General features: G+C 59.3%; 17 protein-coding genes and 1 other RNA gene. 14 read left to right on the top strand and 4 right to left on the bottom strand.

What is annotated here, in order from left to right:
- Nucleotides 1-44: 44 nt before the first annotated feature.
- The 5 genes from petA (at nt 45) to ACM6IV_RS28200 (ending at nt 3,825) form a co-directional block, all read left to right on the top strand.
- The gene (gene petA, locus ACM6IV_RS28220; RefSeq protein WP_007917031.1) at nt 45-638 is read left to right on the top strand and encodes a ubiquinol-cytochrome c reductase iron-sulfur subunit; all 594 of its coding nucleotides are present in this window, start codon (nt 45-47) and stop codon (nt 636-638) included.
- Nucleotides 638-1,849, top strand: coding sequence for a cytochrome b (locus ACM6IV_RS28215; RefSeq protein ID WP_414872581.1), 1,212 nt, complete (start codon nt 638-640; stop codon nt 1,847-1,849). Before petA ends, ACM6IV_RS28215 begins: the two co-directional genes overlap by 1 nt.
- Entirely contained in the window at nt 1,849-2,631 is a 783-nt protein-coding gene (locus ACM6IV_RS28210; protein ID WP_414872580.1) for a cytochrome c1, read from the top strand. Before ACM6IV_RS28215 ends, ACM6IV_RS28210 begins: the two co-directional genes overlap by 1 nt.
- 146 nt (nt 2,632-2,777) lie before the next feature.
- The gene (locus ACM6IV_RS28205; protein ID WP_007917025.1) at nt 2,778-3,395 is read left to right on the top strand and encodes a glutathione S-transferase N-terminal domain-containing protein; all 618 of its coding nucleotides are present in this window, start codon (nt 2,778-2,780) and stop codon (nt 3,393-3,395) included.
- Between the two features lie 16 nt (nt 3,396-3,411).
- On the top strand, nt 3,412-3,825 hold the full coding sequence (locus ACM6IV_RS28200) for a ClpXP protease specificity-enhancing factor (RefSeq protein WP_007917024.1): 414 nt from the start codon (nt 3,412-3,414) through the stop codon (nt 3,823-3,825).
- A gap of 51 nt (nt 3,826-3,876) precedes the next feature.
- On the opposite strand, the gene ACM6IV_RS28195 is transcribed toward ACM6IV_RS28200, so the two are convergent.
- The 4 genes from ACM6IV_RS28195 to ACM6IV_RS28180 all read right to left on the bottom strand — a co-directional run bounded on the left by ACM6IV_RS28195 (nt 3,877) and on the right by ACM6IV_RS28180 (nt 7,323).
- Nucleotides 3,877-4,455: a BON domain-containing protein gene (locus tag ACM6IV_RS28195; RefSeq protein WP_166221262.1), complete on the bottom strand. Its 579-nt coding sequence runs from the start codon at nt 4,453-4,455 to the stop codon at nt 3,877-3,879.
- Nucleotides 4,452-5,045: a phosphoheptose isomerase gene (locus ACM6IV_RS28190; protein WP_007917022.1), complete on the bottom strand. Its 594-nt coding sequence runs from the start codon at nt 5,043-5,045 to the stop codon at nt 4,452-4,454. The genes ACM6IV_RS28195 and ACM6IV_RS28190 overlap by 4 nt, the downstream gene beginning before the upstream one ends.
- Before the next feature lie 104 nt (nt 5,046-5,149).
- A complete protein-coding gene (locus ACM6IV_RS28185) occupies nt 5,150-5,512 on the bottom strand; it encodes a YraN family protein (RefSeq protein WP_414872579.1) in 363 nt (120 codons plus the stop codon).
- Entirely contained in the window at nt 5,512-7,323 is a 1,812-nt protein-coding gene (locus tag ACM6IV_RS28180) for a penicillin-binding protein activator (protein ID WP_414872578.1), read from the bottom strand. Before ACM6IV_RS28180 ends, ACM6IV_RS28185 begins: the two co-directional genes overlap by 1 nt.
- Nucleotides 7,324-7,500: 177 nt before the next feature.
- Between ACM6IV_RS28180 and rsmI the strand changes: the two genes are divergently transcribed.
- The 9 genes from rsmI to mraY all read left to right on the top strand — a co-directional run bounded on the left by rsmI (nt 7,501) and on the right by mraY (nt 16,569).
- Nucleotides 7,501-8,406, top strand: coding sequence for a 16S rRNA (cytidine(1402)-2'-O)-methyltransferase (gene rsmI, locus ACM6IV_RS28175; protein ID WP_414872577.1), 906 nt, complete (start codon nt 7,501-7,503; stop codon nt 8,404-8,406).
- Nucleotides 8,407-8,479: 73 nt separating this feature from the next.
- An RNA gene (gene rnpB / locus ACM6IV_RS28170) (RNase P RNA component class A) lies at nt 8,480-8,833 on the top strand.
- A 402-nt stretch (nt 8,834-9,235) separates the two neighbouring features.
- Nucleotides 9,236-9,691 carry a division/cell wall cluster transcriptional repressor MraZ gene (gene mraZ / locus ACM6IV_RS28165; RefSeq protein WP_007917012.1) on the top strand — a complete coding sequence of 152 codons (456 nt, stop codon included), beginning with the start codon at nt 9,236-9,238 and terminating at the stop codon, nt 9,689-9,691.
- Nucleotides 9,688-10,635, top strand: a complete 948-nt coding sequence (rsmH, locus tag ACM6IV_RS28160) for a 16S rRNA (cytosine(1402)-N(4))-methyltransferase (RefSeq protein WP_414872576.1) — start codon at nt 9,688-9,690, stop codon at nt 10,633-10,635. Before mraZ ends, rsmH begins: the two co-directional genes overlap by 4 nt.
- Nucleotides 10,632-10,925 (top strand): cell division protein FtsL, encoded by a 294-nt coding sequence (gene ftsL, locus ACM6IV_RS28155; RefSeq protein ID WP_095123194.1) that lies wholly within the window; start codon nt 10,632-10,634, stop codon nt 10,923-10,925. Before rsmH ends, ftsL begins: the two co-directional genes overlap by 4 nt.
- Nucleotides 10,925-12,664 carry a peptidoglycan D,D-transpeptidase FtsI family protein gene (locus ACM6IV_RS28150; RefSeq protein ID WP_205932961.1) on the top strand — a complete coding sequence of 580 codons (1,740 nt, stop codon included), beginning with the start codon at nt 10,925-10,927 and terminating at the stop codon, nt 12,662-12,664. The genes ftsL and ACM6IV_RS28150 overlap by 1 nt, the downstream gene beginning before the upstream one ends.
- Nucleotides 12,664-14,127 carry a UDP-N-acetylmuramoyl-L-alanyl-D-glutamate--2,6-diaminopimelate ligase gene (locus ACM6IV_RS28145; protein ID WP_414872575.1) on the top strand — a complete coding sequence of 488 codons (1,464 nt, stop codon included), beginning with the start codon at nt 12,664-12,666 and terminating at the stop codon, nt 14,125-14,127. Before ACM6IV_RS28150 ends, ACM6IV_RS28145 begins: the two co-directional genes overlap by 1 nt.
- A complete protein-coding gene (locus ACM6IV_RS28140) occupies nt 14,120-15,487 on the top strand; it encodes a UDP-N-acetylmuramoyl-tripeptide--D-alanyl-D-alanine ligase (protein ID WP_414872574.1) in 1,368 nt (455 codons plus the stop codon). The genes ACM6IV_RS28145 and ACM6IV_RS28140 overlap by 8 nt, the downstream gene beginning before the upstream one ends.
- Nucleotides 15,487-16,569, top strand: a complete 1,083-nt coding sequence (gene mraY, locus ACM6IV_RS28135; RefSeq protein WP_103306215.1) for a phospho-N-acetylmuramoyl-pentapeptide-transferase — start codon at nt 15,487-15,489, stop codon at nt 16,567-16,569. The genes ACM6IV_RS28140 and mraY overlap by 1 nt, the downstream gene beginning before the upstream one ends.
- Nucleotides 16,570-16,573 lie beyond the last annotated feature (4 nt).

Here is a 16,573-nt window from a genome sequence, read left to right as displayed (position 1 = left end):
ATGCCTGATTTAACAGGCCACAAAAGCTGATGGGAGAGGACTGAATGAGCAATGACGGCGTGAATGCAGGCCGGCGTCGCTTCTTGGTAGCAGCCACATCCGTGGTGGGTGCTGCAGGAGCGGTGGGGGCTGCGGTCCCGTTCGTGGGGTCATGGTTTCCCAGTGCCAAGGCGAAAGCCGCCGGTGCACCGGTGAAAGTGAATGTCAGCAAAATCGAGCCAGGACAGCAGATGATTGCTGAGTGGCGCGGCCAGCCGGTGTTCATTGTCCGCCGTACCGAGGAAATCCTGGGGAATCTCAAAAAGATCGAGGGCCAGCTCTCCGATCCAACTTCCAAAAACTCCACGCAACCCACCTATGTCGATCCTGAAGTGCGTTCGATCAAGCCGGAAATTCTGCTGCTGATCGGTATCTGCACACACCTGGGTTGCTCACCGACTTTCCGTCCCGAAGTGGCACCTGCGGATCTGGGTAAAGACTGGGTCGGTGGCTATTTCTGCCCTTGCCACGGTTCCCACTACGATCTGGCTGGCCGCGTCTACAAGTCGCAACCTGCGCCTTTGAACCTGCCAGTTCCCCCGCATTCCTATGAGACCGATGACCTGATTGTCATTGGCGTCGATACGGAGAAAGCGTGATGAGCAAGTTCATGGATTGGGTTGATGCGCGCTTTCCTGCGACCAAGATGTGGGAAGACCATCTCAGCAAGTATTACGCTCCAAAAAACTTCAACTTCTTCTACTTCTTCGGCTCGTTGGCGCTGCTGGTGCTGGTCAATCAGATCGTCACGGGTGTCTGGCTGACGATGAGCTACACGCCGTCGGCAGAAGAAGCGTTCGCTTCCGTCGAATACATCATGCGCGACGTCGAGTACGGCTCGATCCTGCGTCTGCTGCACTCGACCGGTGCTTCGGCGTTCTTCATCGTGGTGTATCTGCACATGTTCCGTGGTCTGCTCTACGGTTCGTATCAGAAGCCGCGTGAGCTGGTCTGGGTGTTCGGCATGCTGATTTACCTGGCGCTGATGGCCGAGGCGTTCATGGGTTATCTACTGCCATGGGGCCAGATGTCGTACTGGGGGGCTCAGGTGATCATCTCGCTGTTCGGTGCGATTCCGGTGATCGGTAATGACCTGACCCAGTGGATTCGTGGTGACTACCTGATCTCCGGAATCACCCTGAACCGCTTCTTCGCCTTGCACGTTGTCGCGTTGCCGATCGTGATTCTCGGTCTGGTGGTGCTGCACATTCTGGCGTTGCACGAAGTGGGTTCGAACAACCCTGACGGCGTCGACATCAAAAAGCATAAAGACGAAAACGGCGTACCGCTGGACGGTATCGCGTTCCACCCGTACTACACCGTGAAAGACATTGTCGGTGTCGTGGTGTTTCTGTTTATCTTCTGCTTTATTGTGTTCTTCTTCCCGGAAATGGGCGGCTACTTCCTCGAAAAACCGAACTTCGAGCAGGCCAACCCGTTCAAGACGCCCGAGCATATTGCCCCGGTCTGGTACTTCACACCTTTCTACGCGATCCTGCGTGCGATCCCTGACAAACTCATGGGCGTGATTGCCATGGGCGCTTCGATTGCCTTGCTATTCGTGTTGCCGTGGCTCGATCGCAGTCCGGTCAAATCGATGCGCTACAAAGGCTGGATGAGCAAAATCTGGCTGGTGGTGTTCTGCATTTCGTTCGTGATTCTCGGCATTCTTGGTGTTCTGGCGCCAACGCCGGAGCGAACTCTGGTGTCGCAGATCTGCACCTTCCTGTACTTCGCCTACTTCATTCTGATGCCGTTCTACACCAGGCTCGAGAAGACCAAACCGGTTCCGGAAAGGGTGACTGGCTGATGAAAAAGTTATTTTTTGCTCTGATTTTTGCTGCTTTGCCTGTGCTTTCTTTCGCCGCTGAACACGGTGGTCCGGAGCTGGAAAAAGTCGACATCGACCTGTCCGACAAGGCTGCCCTGCAGGATGGTGCGCGTACCTTTGCCAACTATTGCATGGGTTGCCACAGTGCCAAGTTCCAGCGTTACGAGCGGGTGGCCGATGATCTGGGCATTCCTCACGAAATGATGCTGGAGAAACTGGTGTTTACCGGTGCCAAGATCGGCGATCACATGAACATCGGCATGCAGCCAACGGACGCCAAGACCTGGTTCGGTGCAGCGCCGCCGGATCTGACGTTGGTTGCTCGCGTACGTGGTACTGACTGGCTCTACGGTTATCTGCGCTCGTTCTACGAGGATCCGGCACGTCCATGGGGTGTGAACAACAAGGTCTTCCCGAACGTCGGTATGCCCAACGTACTTGTCGGCCTGCAAGGTCGTCAGGTTGTCGGCTGCAAACAGGTGCCGATCGTCGAAAACGGCAAGACGCAATATGATCCGCTGACCGGTACCGCGCTGACTCATGAAGCGTGCGACCAGCTGACCATCGTGCCGAAATCCGGTGCTCTGAACGAAGAGCAGTTCGATGAGAAGGTCAAGAATCTGGTAACCTTCCTGGCTTACTCGGCTAACCCGGTTAAGCTGCAACATCAGCGCATCGGTACTTACGTTTTGCTGTACCTGGCGTTCTTCTTTGTGTTCGCCTATCTGCTCAAGCGTGAATACTGGAAAGACGTGCACTGATACGCTTCAAGCATTGCTGTTAATCGCGCGCGCCCAAGGGTGCCTCTGATAACGCAACCTCTGGTCAGCCAGACGTTGCGGGAGGCGCCCTCTGGGCGCGCGCGTTTTTCCGGTTCCGATCATTTCAACAAGCGAGGAGGATCGCCATGGGCGTGACCAATCGGTTGGCCTGTTACTCCGACCCCGCCGACCACTATTCCCACCGAGTGCGCATTGTGCTTGCAGAGAAGGGTGTCAGCGCCGAGATCATTTATGTGGAAGCTGGTCGCCAGCCGCCTAAACTGATTGAGGTAAACCCTTACGGCAGTCTGCCAACGCTGGTTGATCGTGACCTGGCGTTGTGGGAGTCGACCGTGGTGATGGAATATCTGGATGAGCGTTACCCGCACCCGCCGTTGATGCCGGTTTATCCGGTGGCGCGTGCCAACAGTCGTCTGCTGATTCACCGTATTCAGCGCGACTGGTGTGGTCTGGTGGATCTGATTCTGGATCCCAAGTCCAAGGAAGCCGCGCGTGTCGTGGCGCGCAAGGAATTGCGTGAAAGCCTGACGGGCGTGTCGCCGCTGTTTGCCGACAAGCCGTTTTTCCTCAGTGAGGAACAAAGTCTGGTGGATTGCTGCCTATTGCCAATACTCTGGCGTTTGCCGATTCTGGGTATTGAACTGCCGCGGCCAGCCAAGCCGCTGCTTGATTATATGGAGCGCTCGTTTGCGCGTGAGGCTTTCCAGGCGAGTCTGTCTGGTGTCGAACGCGATATGCGCTAAGGCTTAAGGAGCCGCTATGAACTCCAGTCGACCTTATCTGGTCCGCGCGCTCTACGAGTGGATTGTTGATAACGATTGCACCCCGCACATGCTGGTCAACTCTGAATACCCGGCGGTGCAGGTGCCGCAGGGCTTCGCCAGTGACGGGCAGATTGTTTTGAATATCTCGCCGAGTGCTGTGCGTCATCTGCACATGGACAACGACGTGGTGACCTTCGAAGGTCGCTTCGGTGGCGTCCCGCACAGTCTGTACGTGCCGATCAGCGCGATCCTGGGGATCTACGCCCGGGAGAACGGTCAGGGCATGGTGTTTGATCTCGAGTCGCCGATGGATGACGAAGAAGAGATCGAGTCGGATGACGACTTGCCGCCACCGGACAGCGAGCCGCCGCGCCCTAGCGGCCGGCCAAGCCTGAAGGTGGTTAAGTAAGAAAAAAGGCGATCCGGATGGATCGCCTTTTTTGTGTGCGCGTTTCGGCGATCAGTCGATGTACTCGAACAGTTTGACGATCTTCTGCACACCGGAAACGCCCTGAACCAGATTGGTTGCCTGAGTGGCTTCCTGTTTGGTCAGCAGGCCCAGCAGGTAAACGATACCGTTCTCGGTCACGACCTTGATGCGCGAGCCAGGAATGCTGGCATCAGTCAGCATCTGCGTCTTGATCTTGGTGGTCAGCCACGCATCGTTCTGACGAGCCAGCAGGGACGACGGCTGCAGTACTTGCAGCTCGTTGTGCACCTTCTTCACGCGCTGCACGTTGGCAGCGGCCTGTTCGGCCTTCGCTTTAAGGTCTTCGCGCGGGGTCTGGCCGGCGAGCAGTACGACGCCGTTGAAACTGGTGACGACGATGTGCGAATCGTTGTCCAGAGCCGGATCGGCTTTGGCCACGTTCACGCCCACTTTGGTTTCGATCAGCGAGTCGTCGATCTTGCTGCCGAAAGTGCGGGTACCACGGTCATCTTCGATAGGCGCTTCACGGCTGGCATTCACCACCGAAGTGCAGCCGCTGATGCCGAGGCACAGGGTCAAGGCCAGAAGGCCAAGGCGATTAGGGGTCATTCTTCACTCCCGAACAGTTGGCTGTCGATCAGATCGCAAAGGCAATGGATCGCCAGCAAGTGGACTTCCTGAATACGTGCGGTGACATTGGCCGGTACGCGAATCTCGACGTCCTCGGGCAACAGCAGCGACGCCATGCCGCCGCCATCGCGTCCGGTCATAGCTACGACAATCATTTCGCGATCATGTGCGGCCTGGATCGCTTGAATAATGTTCGCCGAGTTGCCGCTGGTCGAGATCGCCAGCAAAACATCGCCTGGCTGACCGAGTGCACGGATCTGTTTGGAGAACACTTCGTTGTAGCTGTAGTCGTTGGCGATCGAGGTGATCGTCGAGGTGTCGGTGGTCAGGGCGATGGCCGGCAGGCTCGGGCGCTCGCGCTCGAAGCGGTTGAGCAGCTCCGAGGAGAAGTGCTGGGCATCGCCGGCCGAGCCGCCGTTGCCGCAGGAAAGCATTTTGCCTTCGTTGAGCAGGGCGTTGACCATGATCTGGCTGGCTTGCTCGATGTGCGGTGCAAGTACGTCCATCGCCTGTTGCTTGGTGTCGATACTGGCCTGGAAAAGCTGGCGAATTCGGGATTGCATGTCCATCTGTGTGACCTTAAGTAGCGCGGCTGTCCGGCACATGAATGTGCAGCCCGCAAAGCAAAGAGCAAAATTTGGCGGTGGAATTGTCCGGGTTGCAACGCCGACGATCAACCGTCGAAAGCATTCTGCAACCAGTTCAGCTGATCCGGATGGCTGTCGATGGCCACCACGTCGAAGCGGCAGGGGGAATTGGCCCAACGCGACTCGCGCTGAAGAAAATACTGTGCAGCGAAAATCAGTTTCTGCTGCTTGCGCGCATCGATACTAGCGAGCGCGCCACCCCATTGAGTGTTTTTTCTGTAACGAACTTCAACGAATACTACTGTATCGCCATCAAGCATGACCAGATCAAGCTCGCCGCGTTTGCATAACCAGTTCTGCGCCAGCAGGCGCAGACCTTGTTGTTGCAGATGTTCGAGCGCCTGGCGCTCGGCATCCTTGCCGCTTTGCGAGCGTGACCTGTCGGGCATTAGCGCGGGGTATCCGGCAGGCGCTGCACCTGACCGCTGACGAACTGCGCCCAAGGCAACTGACGCACAACGCGTTGGGTCTGGGTCATGCCGAGGCTGCCCGACTCACCGTCGATGCGGCTGTCCGGCAGGGCCTTGAGTTGACCCAGGCGCGGTGCCAGACGATAGGCATCCACACCCATCGCATACAGGCGGCCGAGGCTGCCAGAAGCTTGCGGCCACTGCGCAACCACTTGCTGACGCAACGGGTCGCTGGTGTCCAGCAGCCACGGGGTTTCGCAGAAGCGAATGCCGTTCATGTCGTTGTACTGGTTGACGTCGCCGCTGGCGCTGTAAACGTGCGAGGTCGCGTAAACCGGAACGTCGCCAGCGTACTGGAAGTTCAGGGTCGGCTTGATTTGCTGCGCCTGTTGCGGTGTGGCGGCGAGGAAGATGAACTCGATGTCCTGACGACGCGAAGGCTGCGCGGCGACGTTGGTGCCAGCGGCACTCTGCAAGCTCTTGGCGCGGGCCTCACTTTGACGCAGCTGGAACATGTCGGCGATCTGCTGAGCCAGTTGCACGGGCTGATCAACGCGTTCGGTGGCGACAATGCTGCCACCATTCGCTTGCCAGTCCTGACTGAATGCGCGCAGTACGCGGTCGCCCCATTCGCCTTTCGGCACCATGATCGCGGCACGGTGCAGGCCATCGGCGCGGGCACGGCGCGAGACTTCGCGGGCTTCGTCTTCAGCAGCCAGGCCGAACTGGAACAGTTGCGCCGGGCCTTGATCGCCTTCGCTGTAATTCAGCGCGAGGGTGGTGATCGGCAGTTGCGGGCGAGTGCTCAGTTGCTTGACCAGTGGTTTTTCCAGCGGGCCGACCACCAGTTGCACGCCATCGGCCTGAGCCTTGCGGTAGAACTCGTCCATCGACGTCAGCTTGGAGCTGTCGTAGAACTCGATCGCTGGTGGCTTCTGTCCGGCCTGTTGCGCCTGATAGTGCGCAGCCATGAAGCCTTCACGCAGTGCCTTGCCGACAGCGGCCAACTGGCCATCCTGTGGCAGCAGCAGGGCGATCTTGCTCAGTGGCTGGCTGGCCAGTTCCTTGAGTTTGGTCAGCGGCAGCGGCAGGTTGAGCGCGGCCGGGTGTTTTGGATTTTGCGCACGCCAGGTGTCGATCGCCGCTTGCTGCTGTTCCAGAGTGCCGGCGGATTTTACCGCCATGGCCAGGCCCATCCAGCCGCCGAGGTCGTCGGTGCTGTTCGGTTGCAGTTGGTCGGTTGGCAGCGAGCCGATCAGGGTCCAGATCGCTTCGTGGTTCTTGCTCGCGGCTTCGCCTTGCAGCATCGGTGCGATGAATACGCGCTCGCGGGCGGCGGCCAAAGTCTGGCCATCGGCCTCAAGGGCGCGGGCGTGTACGGTGCCGGTGCGCACTTGCTGCTCTTCAGGCATCTCGCCCAAGTGTTGCAGGCTTGGATGGCTCAGGGCAGTCAGCGCGGCTTTCGGCTGATTGCGGGTCATGGCCAGCTCGGCATTCAGGGTGCTCGCGAAAATCTGCTGGCCGGGTTTGAGTTGCTCCATCGGCACTTGTTGCAGAATTTGCGCGGACTGTCCGGCATTGCCCTGGCGATAAGCCAGGTCTGCAGCGCTCAGGCGCAACAGGGCGGCTTTTTCCGGGGTTTTCGCCTGGCTAGCCTGTTCGAGCAGTTGCTCGATGCTGGCATCCGGAGTCCGTGGAAGTTCGCCAAGGCTGGAGGAAGGGGAGCTGGCGCAAGCCGCCAACAAGGCAGCGAGGCAGAGGGCAGTAAACAGCCGCAGGCAAGCGATCATGTAAGTGTTCCTGATACTCGATCAAATTAGCGTCGAATTGTACCCAAGCACTGGCCGGGGCGCGATGTTAGTGGCGTGAAACGGACAATTTAGCTGGAGTAAATGTTGCGGCGGCGCACAACTGCGCACAACACCGGGCTTGGCTTGAGCGCATCGCAAGCCTCGTGACGCGCTACAATGGCCGCTTTTACCGATCACGAGGTGTGCGCTTTGACTGCTCCAGGTTCCCTGAATTCCGCTGCTGGCTCGCTTTATGTGGTGGCGACGCCCATCGGCAACCTGGACGACATCAGCGCCCGGGCCCTGAAGATCCTCCGCGAAGTGGCCTTGATCGCTGCTGAAGACACCCGTCACTCGGCACGCCTGATGCAACACTTCGGTATCGGTACGCCGCTGGCCGCGTGTCACGAGCACAATGAAAGAGATGAAGGTAGCCGTTTTATTACCCGCTTGCTGGCGGGTGACAACGTCGCGCTGATTTCCGATGCCGGGACACCGCTGATTTCCGATCCGGGTTATCACCTGGTGCGTCAGGCCCGCGCGGCGGGAATCAATGTCGTGCCGGTGCCGGGTGCTTGTGCGCTGATCGCGGCATTGTCGGCGGCCGGTCTGCCGTCTGACCGTTTTATCTTCGAGGGGTTTCTGCCGGCCAAATCGGTCGGACGCAAGGCGCGACTGGAAGCGGTCAAAGAAGAACCGCGTACGTTGATTTTCTATGAAGCCCCGCACCGTATCCTTGAATGTCTGCAGGATATGGAAGCCGTGTTTGGCGGTGAGCGTCAGGCATTGCTCGCCCGTGAAATCACCAAGACGTTCGAAACCCTCAAGGGCTTGCCGCTGGCCGAGCTTCGCGCGTTCGTTGAATCCGACAGTAATCAGCAGCGCGGTGAATGCGTGGTGTTGGTGGCTGGCTGGACAGCGCCGGAGTCCGAAGATGCGGTGAGCAGCGAGGCCATGCGGGTTCTCGATCTGTTGCTCGAAGAGATGCCGCTCAAGCGTGCCGCCGCGTTGGCTGCGCAGATTACCGGCGAGCGCAAAAACGTGCTGTATCAGGTCGCGCTGGAGAAGCAGAAAGGCGTGTAAGCCGTCGCCCATAACGGTCTTGAGGCTTTTAGCGCTTGTTCTTCAGGCGCTCTGCCGTTAACCTGCGCGGCGGAGAGTCGATCGGACAGTCGCTGCCCTCTATGAAAATTAGGGGGGGGAGGAAAGTCCGGGCTCCATAGGGCGAAGTGCCAGGTAATGCCTGGGAGGCGTGAGCCTACGGAAAGTGCCACAGAAAATAACCGCCTAAGCGCTTCGGCGCCGGTAAGGGTGAAAAGGTGCGGTAAGAGCGCACCGCACGTCTGGCAACAGTTCGTGGCTAGGTAAACCCCACTTGGAGCAAGACCAAATAGGGTCCCAAGGCGTGGCCCGCGCTGGGACCGGGTAGGTTGCTAAAGATGTCCAGTGATGGCCATCGTAGACGAATGACTGTTCAAGACAGAACCCGGCTTACAGATCGACTCTCCACCTTTTTCTTTCCCTGCTTGAATCATTGGCAACAGGGCTGTGTAATATCAGCAGGCCTGCTCTGAAAGTCCGGCAGCGGCAAACGCAGTAATAGCCATTTCCCACCTCGCTTCAATCAACAGCAGAAGCGCTTTTGTAATACCGAAAAAATCTTACTCTTAACAAATTACTTTAACTTTCGAGCGCAGCTTTCAGTGCTGCATCAAGTTATGGGTCGAAAGTTCGCGCCAGATTGTCGTTACGCCTCCTTTTAAGCTCCTAAATCTCCGTTCTGTAAGGGTTTTCCTTTAATTGGCGCCTTGACGGTGTGGTGGGCGCATTCCTATAGTGTGCGCAAGTGGCGGAAAGTGGCATGAAGTGGGTTTTTTGAGCTCAAAACGATAAAAATTGGAGAAACGCAGACGTGTTTCGCGGAGCTAACGCTATCAGTCTCGACGCAAAGGGCCGTCTCGCCATGCCGAGCCGGTACCGTGACGAGCTCGATTCGCGCAGTTCCGGCCAATTGATCGTGACGATTGATGCCGTTGATCCGTGTCTGTGTGTCTACCCGCTCGACGAGTGGGAAATTATTGAAACCAAGTTGCGCGCACTCCCTTCGCTTCGCGAAGAGAACCGTCGCCTGCAACGTTTGCTGATTGGTAATGCCGTCGACCTCGAACTCGATGGCAGTGGTCGTTTTCTGGTTCCACCGCGTCTGCGCGAATACGCCAAATTGGATAAGCGCGCGATGCTGGTAGGCCAACTGAACAAGTTCCAATTGTGGGACGAGGATGCATGGAACGCGGTATCTGCCGCTGACCTTGCTGCTATTCAACAACCGGGCGCGATGCCTGATGAACTGCGTGATTTGATCCTGTGACTATTGATAGCGGCTTTAACCACATCACCGTACTGCTTGACGAAGCCGTCGAGGCTCTCGCCGTACGTCCTGATGGCTGCTATCTGGACGGCACATTCGGGCGCGGCGGGCACAGCCGGTTGATCCTCAGCCAGCTCGGCACGGACGGTCGGCTCATCGGGTTCGACAAAGATCCACAAGCGATTGCCACCGGGCAAACGCTAGCGGCCGAAGACGGCCGCTTTGTCGTTGTGCAGCGCAGCTTTGCCGAACTCGGTTCGGTGGTTGCCGAGCAAGGTCTGACCGGCAAGGTCAGCGGCATTCTGCTCGACCTTGGCGTGTCTTCGCCGCAGCTCGACGACGCCGAGCGCGGTTTCAGTTTCCTCAACGATGGCCCGTTGGACATGCGCATGGATCCGTCCCGTGGCATCAGTGCGGCCGAATTCGTCAACACCGCGCCGGCTGAGGAAATCGCCCGGGTGTTCAAGGAATACGGCGAAGAACGTTTCTCCGGTCGTATGGCTCGCGCGGTCGTCGAGCGTCGTGATATCAAGCCGTTCGAGCGCACCGCCGATCTGGCCGAAGTGTTGAAAGTCGCCAACCCGGCGTGGGAAAAGGGCAAGAACCCGGCGACCCGTGCCTTCCAGGGTTTGCGCATTCACGTCAACAACGAACTGGGCGATCTGGAAGCCGGCCTCGATGCCGCACTTGAAGCCCTGGAAGTCGGCGGCCGTCTGGTCGTGATCAGCTTCCATTCGCTGGAAGACCGTATCGTCAAACTGTTCATGCGCAAGCTGGTGAAAGGCGAAGCCGACAACCTGCCGCGCAACCTGCCCGTGCGCCACGTGGCGTTCGAACCGAAAATCAAAATCCATGGCAAAGCGCAGACGGCCTCCGACGCCGAACTCAAAGCCAACCCACGTTCCCGTAGCGCCGTCATGCGCGTCGCGGAGAAGTTGCGGTGAGCAAGCTTTTCGCCAAGCCATTGCCCGGCGGCAGCTTTCTGATGCTGCTGTTGTTTGTCGGCGTGCTCGTCTCGGCCATCGCCGTGTCGTACAGCGCGCACTGGAACCGGCAGTTGCTCAACACCCTTTATAACGAACTCAGCGTGCGCGACAAGGCGCAGGCCGAGTGGGGCCGGCTGATTCTCGAACAAAGCACCTGGACCGCGCACAGCCGGATCGAAGTGCTGGCCACCGAACAACTGAAAATGCACATTCCCGGCGCGGCTGACGTAAAGATGGTGGCGCCATGATGAAACTCGAAGGCGCGCTGTTCCCATGGCGCTTCCGCCTGATGGTGGCGCTGCTCGGCGTGATGGTCGCGGCGATCTGCTGGCGCATCATCGACCTGCAAGTGGTTGACCGTGACTTCCTCAAAGGTCAGGGCGACGCCCGCAGTCTGCGTCACATTCCGATTCCGGCTCACCGTGGTCTGATCACCGACCGTAACGGCGAGCCGTTGGCCGTGAGTACACCGGTGACTACGCTGTGGGCCAATGCCAAGGAAATGCAAACAGCCAAAGAAAAGTGGCCGGCACTCGCTGCCGCGCTGGGTCAGGATCCGAAAGCCCTGACCGAACGCCTCGAAGCCCAGGCCAACAAAGAATTCATTTATCTGGTGCGCGGGTTGACCCCCGAGCAAGGCCAGGCTGTGCTCGACCTGAAAGTCCCGGGTGTGTACGGCATTGAAGAGTTCCGCCGGTTCTATCCGGCCGGTGAAGTCACCGCGCACATGGTCGGGTTTACCGACATCGATGACCACGGTCGCGAAGGTGTCGAGCTGGCGTACGACGAGTGGCTGGCCGGGGTGCCGGGCAAACGACAGGTCATCAAGGATCGGCGCGGTCGGCTGATCAAGGATGTCCAGGTCACCAAAAACGCCAAGGCCGGCAAGCCCTTGGCGTTGTCCATTGACCTGCGTCTGCAATACCTGGCCAACCGCGAGCTGCGCAACGCGATCATCGAAAACGGCGCCAAGGCCGGCAGTCTGGTGATCATGGACGTCAAGACCGGCGAGATTCTCGCCATGGTCAACCAGCCGACCTACAACCCGAACAACCGTCGCAACCTGCAACCAGCGATGATGCGTAACCGCGCGATGATCGACGTGTTCGAACCGGGTTCGACCATGAAAGCCATCTCGATGAGCGCTGCGATCGAAACCGGCCGCTGGAAGCCGAGCGACACCGTCGAGGTGTATCCGGGATCCCTGCAGATCGGCAAGTACACGATCAAGGACGTTTCCAAGACCGAAGGCCCGGTGCTCGACCTGACCGGCATTCTGATCAATTCCAGTAACGTCGGCATGAGTAAGGTCGCCTTCGATATCGGCGGCGAAACGATTTTCCGCCTCGCGCAGAAAGTCGGCCTCGGTCAGGACACCGGCCTCGGCTTCCCGGGCGAACGTGTTGGCAACCTGCCGAACTATCGTGAGTGGCGCAAGGCTGAAACCGCAACGCTGTCCTACGGCTACGGTATTTCCGTGACCGCGATTCAACTGGTGCACGCGTTCTCGGCCCTGGCCAACAACGGCCGCCTCGCACCGCTGACCCTGATCAAAACCGACAAGATGCCGCAAACCACGCAAGTTTTGCCGGAAGCCGTGGCGAAAACCATGCAAGGCATGCTGCAGCAAGTGATTGAAGCGCCGCGCGGCGTATTCCGTGCGCAGGTGCCGGCGTATCACGTGGCGGGCAAGTCGGGTACTGCGCGCAAGACCTCGGTGGGTACCAAGGGCTACGCGGAAAACTCGTACCGCTCGCTGTTCGCCGGTTTCGGCCCGATGAGCGATCCGCGTTACGCGATTGTCGTGGTGATCGATGAGCCGTCCAAGGCCGGTTACTTCGGTGGTCTGGTTTCCGCGCCGGTGTTCAGCCGTGTGATGTCCGGCACCCTGCGCCTGATGAACGTGACCCCGGACAACCTGCCGAACACCCAACAGGCGAACGCCACTCCCGTCATTCCGCTGAAAGCCAATGGAGGGCGCGGCTGATGTCATTAAGTCTGAACAAGATATTCCCCCACGCCGGCCACGATCTGTTGATCCGTGAATTGGCGCTGGACAGCCGCAACGTACGCGCGGGCGATCTGTTCCTCGCCGTGCCGGGCGGCAAATTCGACGGCCGTGCGCACATTGCCGATGCCCTGCAACGTGGCGCAGCAGCAGTGGCGTATGAAGTGGAAGGCGCCACCGTGCTGCCGATCACTGACGTGCCGCTGATTCCGGTCAAAGGCCTGGCAGCGCAGTTGTCGGACATCGCCGGGCGTTTTTACGGTGAGCCAAGCCATCACCTGAACCTGATCGGCGTGACCGGCACTAACGGCAAGACCAGCGTGACCCAACTGGTGGCGCAGGCGCTGGATCTGCTCGGCCAGCATTGCGGCATCGTCGGCACCTTGGGTTCCGGTTTCTATGGCGCACTGGAAAGCGGTCTGCACACCACGCCGAATCCGATCGCCGTGCAAGCGACTTTGGGCGACCTGAAAAAGGCCGGCGCCAAAGCCGTGGCCATGGAAGTCTCGTCCCACGGTCTGGATCAGGGCCGCGTCACGGCGCTAGCGTTCGACGTCGCGGTGATGACCAACCTGTCCCGCGATCATCTGGATTATCACGGCACCATGGAGGCGTACGCCGAGGCCAAGGCCAAGCTGTTCGCCTGGAATGAGCTGAAGTGCCGTGTGGTCAACCTCGACGACGATTTCGGCCGGCAACTGGCCGCTGAAAAACGTGAATCGCGCCTGATCACCTACAGCCTGCTCGACAGCAGCGCCTATCTGTTTTGCCGCGAAGCACAGTTCGACGACCACGGCGTGCGCGCCACACTGGTCACGCCGCAGGGCGAACATCATCTGCGCAGCACGCTGCTCGGTCGTTTCAACCTGAGCAACGTATTGGCAGCGGTCGGCGCCTTGCTCGGTCTGGATTACGCGCTCGACGAAATTCTCAAAGTACTGCCGAAACTCGAAGGCCCGGCCGGGCGCATGCAGCGTCTGGGCGGCGGCACGCAGCCGTTGGTGGTGGTCGATTACGCACACACGCCGGATGCTCTGGAAAAAGTTCTGAGCGCATTGCGCCCGCACGTCAAAGGCCAACTGCTGTGCCTGTTCGGCTGCGGCGGTGACCGTGATCGCGGCAAACGTCCGTTGATGGCCGAAGTGGTCGAGCGTCTGGCCGATCAGGTGCTGGTTACCGACGACAACCCGCGCACTGAAGACCCGGCAGTGATTTTCGACGACATCCGCGCCGGTTTCACGGCTGTGGATAAAGTCACCTTCGTTGCCGGCCGTGGTCAGGCGATTGCCCAACTGATCGCCGGCGCTTCCGCCGATGACGTGATTGTTCTGGCCGGTAAAGGTCACGAGGACTATCAGGAAATCAACGGCGAGCGCCACGCTTTCTCCGATCTGGTCGAGGCCGATCACGCCCTGACCGCTTGGGAGGTGGCCCATGCTTAAAGCTTTGAAACTCAGCGAGCTGACCAACGCGCTCGATGCCCGTTTGATCGCGGCGGATGCCAGCTTCGACGGCGTCAGCATCGACAGCCGTGCGATCCAGCCAGGCCAACTGTTTATTGCCCTGACCGGTCCGCGTTTTGACGGTCATGACTATTTGAACGACGTCGCCGCCAAAGGCGCGGTGGCTGCACTGGTCGAGCGTGAAGTCGCCGACAGCACCTTGCCGCAACTGCTGGTTAAAGACACCCGTCAGGCCCTCGGCCAACTGGGTGCCTTGAACCGTGCCGCGTTCACCCAGCCAGTCGCGGCCATCACGGGCTCCAGCGGCAAGACCACGGTCAAGGAAATGCTCGCGAGCATCCTGCGCACGCGCGGTCCGGTACTGGCGACCCGTGGCAATTTGAACAACGACCTCGGCGCGCCGCTGACCCTGCTCGAACTGGCACCGGAGCACACTTCGGCGGTGATCGAACTCGGTGCCTCGCGCCTCGGCGAAATCGCCTACACCGTTGGCCTGACCAAGCCGCACGTGGCGATCCTGAATAATGCCGGCACCGCGCACGTCGGTGAATTTGGCGGCCCGGAAAAAATCGTCGAAGCCAAGGGTGAAATCATCGATGGGCTCGCGGCCGATGGCATCGCCGTGCTCAATCTTGATGACAAGGCCTTCGGTATCTGGAAGACCCGTGCGGGCGCTCGCAAGGTATTTAGCTTCTCTCAGCTAAATGCTGCTGCAGATTTCTATGCAAGCTTCATCGTCCCTGACGCACGTGGGTGCCCTGCGTTCGAACTGCACACCCCGCAAGGTGTTGAGCGGGTTCAGTTGAACTTGCTTGGCGGTCACAACGTTACTAACGCCGTTGCCGCTGCCGCTGCCGCTCACGCCTTGGGCGTGTCGCTGTTCGGCATCGCTACCGGGCTTGGCGCGGTACAACCGGTCAAGGGTCGCACCGTCGCGCAACTGGCGAAGAACGGCATGCGCGTGATTGATGACACTTACAACGCAAACCCCACCTCGATGTGCGCCGCCGTTGATATACTCGCCGGCTTTTCCGGCCGCACCGTCCTGGTGCTCGGGGATATCGGCGAGTTGGGCGATTGGGCGGAGCAGGGGCACCGCGACGTGGGCGAATACGCCCGGGGCAAGGTTTCCGCGCTTTATGCCGTTGGGCCAAACATGGTTCACGCCGTAAACGCTTTCGGTGAACAGGCGCATCACTTCGGTAGCCAAGCCGAACTGATTCAGGCCCTCGATGCCGAGCAGGACACAAACACCACCATTTTGATCAAGGGTTCGCGCAGTGCAGCGATGGAAAACATCGTTGCGGCTCTGTGCGGGTCCAGTCTGGAGAAACATTAATGCTGCTGCTGCTAGCGGAGTATCTGCAACAGTTCTACAAAGGCTTCGCGGTCTTTCAGTACCTGACCCTGCGCGGGATTCTCGGTGTACTGACCGCGCTGGTTTTGTCGCTGTGCTATGGCCCGTGGATGATCCGCACCCTGCAGAACCGTCAGATCGGTCAGTCCGTTCGTAACGATGGCCCGCAATCGCACCTGTCCAAATCCGGTACGCCAACCATGGGTGGCGCGCTGATTCTGTCTTCGATCGGTGTCAGCACTCTGCTTTGGGCTGACCTGAGCAACCGCTACGTCTGGACTGTTCTGTTGGTGACGCTGTTGTTCGGCGCCATCGGCTGGGTCGACGATTACCGCAAAGTCATCGAGAAGAACTCCCGCGGCTTGCCGAGCCGCTGGAAGTATTTCTGGCAGTCGGTGTTCGGCCTCGGCGCGGCGATCTTCCTTTATATGACTGCTTCCACGCCGGTGGAAACCACGCTGATCCTGCCGATGCTCAAGGACTACAGCATTCCGCTGGGCGCAGGTTTCATCGTGCTGACTTACTTTGTGATCGTCGGTTCGAGCAACGCGGTCAACCTGACTGACGGCCTCGACGGTCTGGCGATCATGCCGACGGTGATGGTCGGCGGTGGCCTCGGCATCTTCTGCTACCTGTCGGGTAACGTGAAATTCGCTGAATACCTGTTGATCCCTTATGTGCCGGGCGCGGGCGAGCTGATCGTGTTTTGCGGCGCGCTGATCGGTGCCGGTCTGGGCTTCCTCTGGTTCAACACTTATCCGGCGCAAGTGTTCATGGGCGACGTCGGTGCCCTGGCGCTCGGCGCGGCACTCGGCACCATCGCGGTGATCGTGCGTCAGGAAATCGTCCTGTTCATCATGGGCGGCGTGTTCGTGATGGAAACCCTGTCAGTCGTCATTCAGGTTGCGTCCTTTAAGCTGACCGGTCGCCGTGTGTTCCGCATGGCACCAATTCACCACCATTTTGAACTCAAGGGCTGGCCCGAGCCGCGCGTGATCGTCCGTTTCTGGATCATCACCGTGATTCTCGTGCTGATCGGCCTTGCCACCCTGAAGCTGAGGTAGAACG

Origin of the sequence: Pseudomonas sp. IT-347P (assembly GCF_949768005.1) — a bacterium.
Lineage (GTDB): Bacteria > Pseudomonadota > Gammaproteobacteria > Pseudomonadales > Pseudomonadaceae > Aquipseudomonas.
Note: the sequence above shows the minus strand (reverse complement) of the source record. Positions and strands in the feature narration are given on the sequence as shown.

Coding starts and splice junctions, on each gene's coding strand:
- ACM6IV_RS28210 (WP_414872580.1), top strand. CDS start 1,849: ATGAAAAAGTTATTTTTTGCTCTGATTTTTGCTGCTTTGCCTGTGCTT.
- mraY (WP_103306215.1), top strand. CDS start 15,487: ATGCTGCTGCTGCTAGCGGAGTATCTGCAACAGTTCTACAAAGGCTTC.
- petA (WP_007917031.1), top strand. CDS start 45: ATGAGCAATGACGGCGTGAATGCAGGCCGGCGTCGCTTCTTGGTAGCA.
- ACM6IV_RS28200 (WP_007917024.1), top strand. CDS start 3,412: ATGAACTCCAGTCGACCTTATCTGGTCCGCGCGCTCTACGAGTGGATT.
- ACM6IV_RS28145 (WP_414872575.1), top strand. CDS start 12,664: ATGTCATTAAGTCTGAACAAGATATTCCCCCACGCCGGCCACGATCTG.
- ACM6IV_RS28150 (WP_205932961.1), top strand. CDS start 10,925: ATGAAACTCGAAGGCGCGCTGTTCCCATGGCGCTTCCGCCTGATGGTG.
- ACM6IV_RS28195 (WP_166221262.1), bottom strand. CDS start 4,455: ATGACCCCTAATCGCCTTGGCCTTCTGGCCTTGACCCTGTGCCTCGGC.
- ACM6IV_RS28215 (WP_414872581.1), top strand. CDS start 638: ATGAGCAAGTTCATGGATTGGGTTGATGCGCGCTTTCCTGCGACCAAG.
- ACM6IV_RS28185 (WP_414872579.1), bottom strand. CDS start 5,512: ATGCCCGACAGGTCACGCTCGCAAAGCGGCAAGGATGCCGAGCGCCAG.
- ACM6IV_RS28205 (WP_007917025.1), top strand. CDS start 2,778: ATGGGCGTGACCAATCGGTTGGCCTGTTACTCCGACCCCGCCGACCAC.
- ACM6IV_RS28190 (WP_007917022.1), bottom strand. CDS start 5,045: ATGGACATGCAATCCCGAATTCGCCAGCTTTTCCAGGCCAGTATCGAC.
- ACM6IV_RS28140 (WP_414872574.1), top strand. CDS start 14,120: ATGCTTAAAGCTTTGAAACTCAGCGAGCTGACCAACGCGCTCGATGCC.
- ACM6IV_RS28180 (WP_414872578.1), bottom strand. CDS start 7,323: ATGATCGCTTGCCTGCGGCTGTTTACTGCCCTCTGCCTCGCTGCCTTG.
- rsmI (WP_414872577.1), top strand. CDS start 7,501: ATGGCCGCTTTTACCGATCACGAGGTGTGCGCTTTGACTGCTCCAGGT.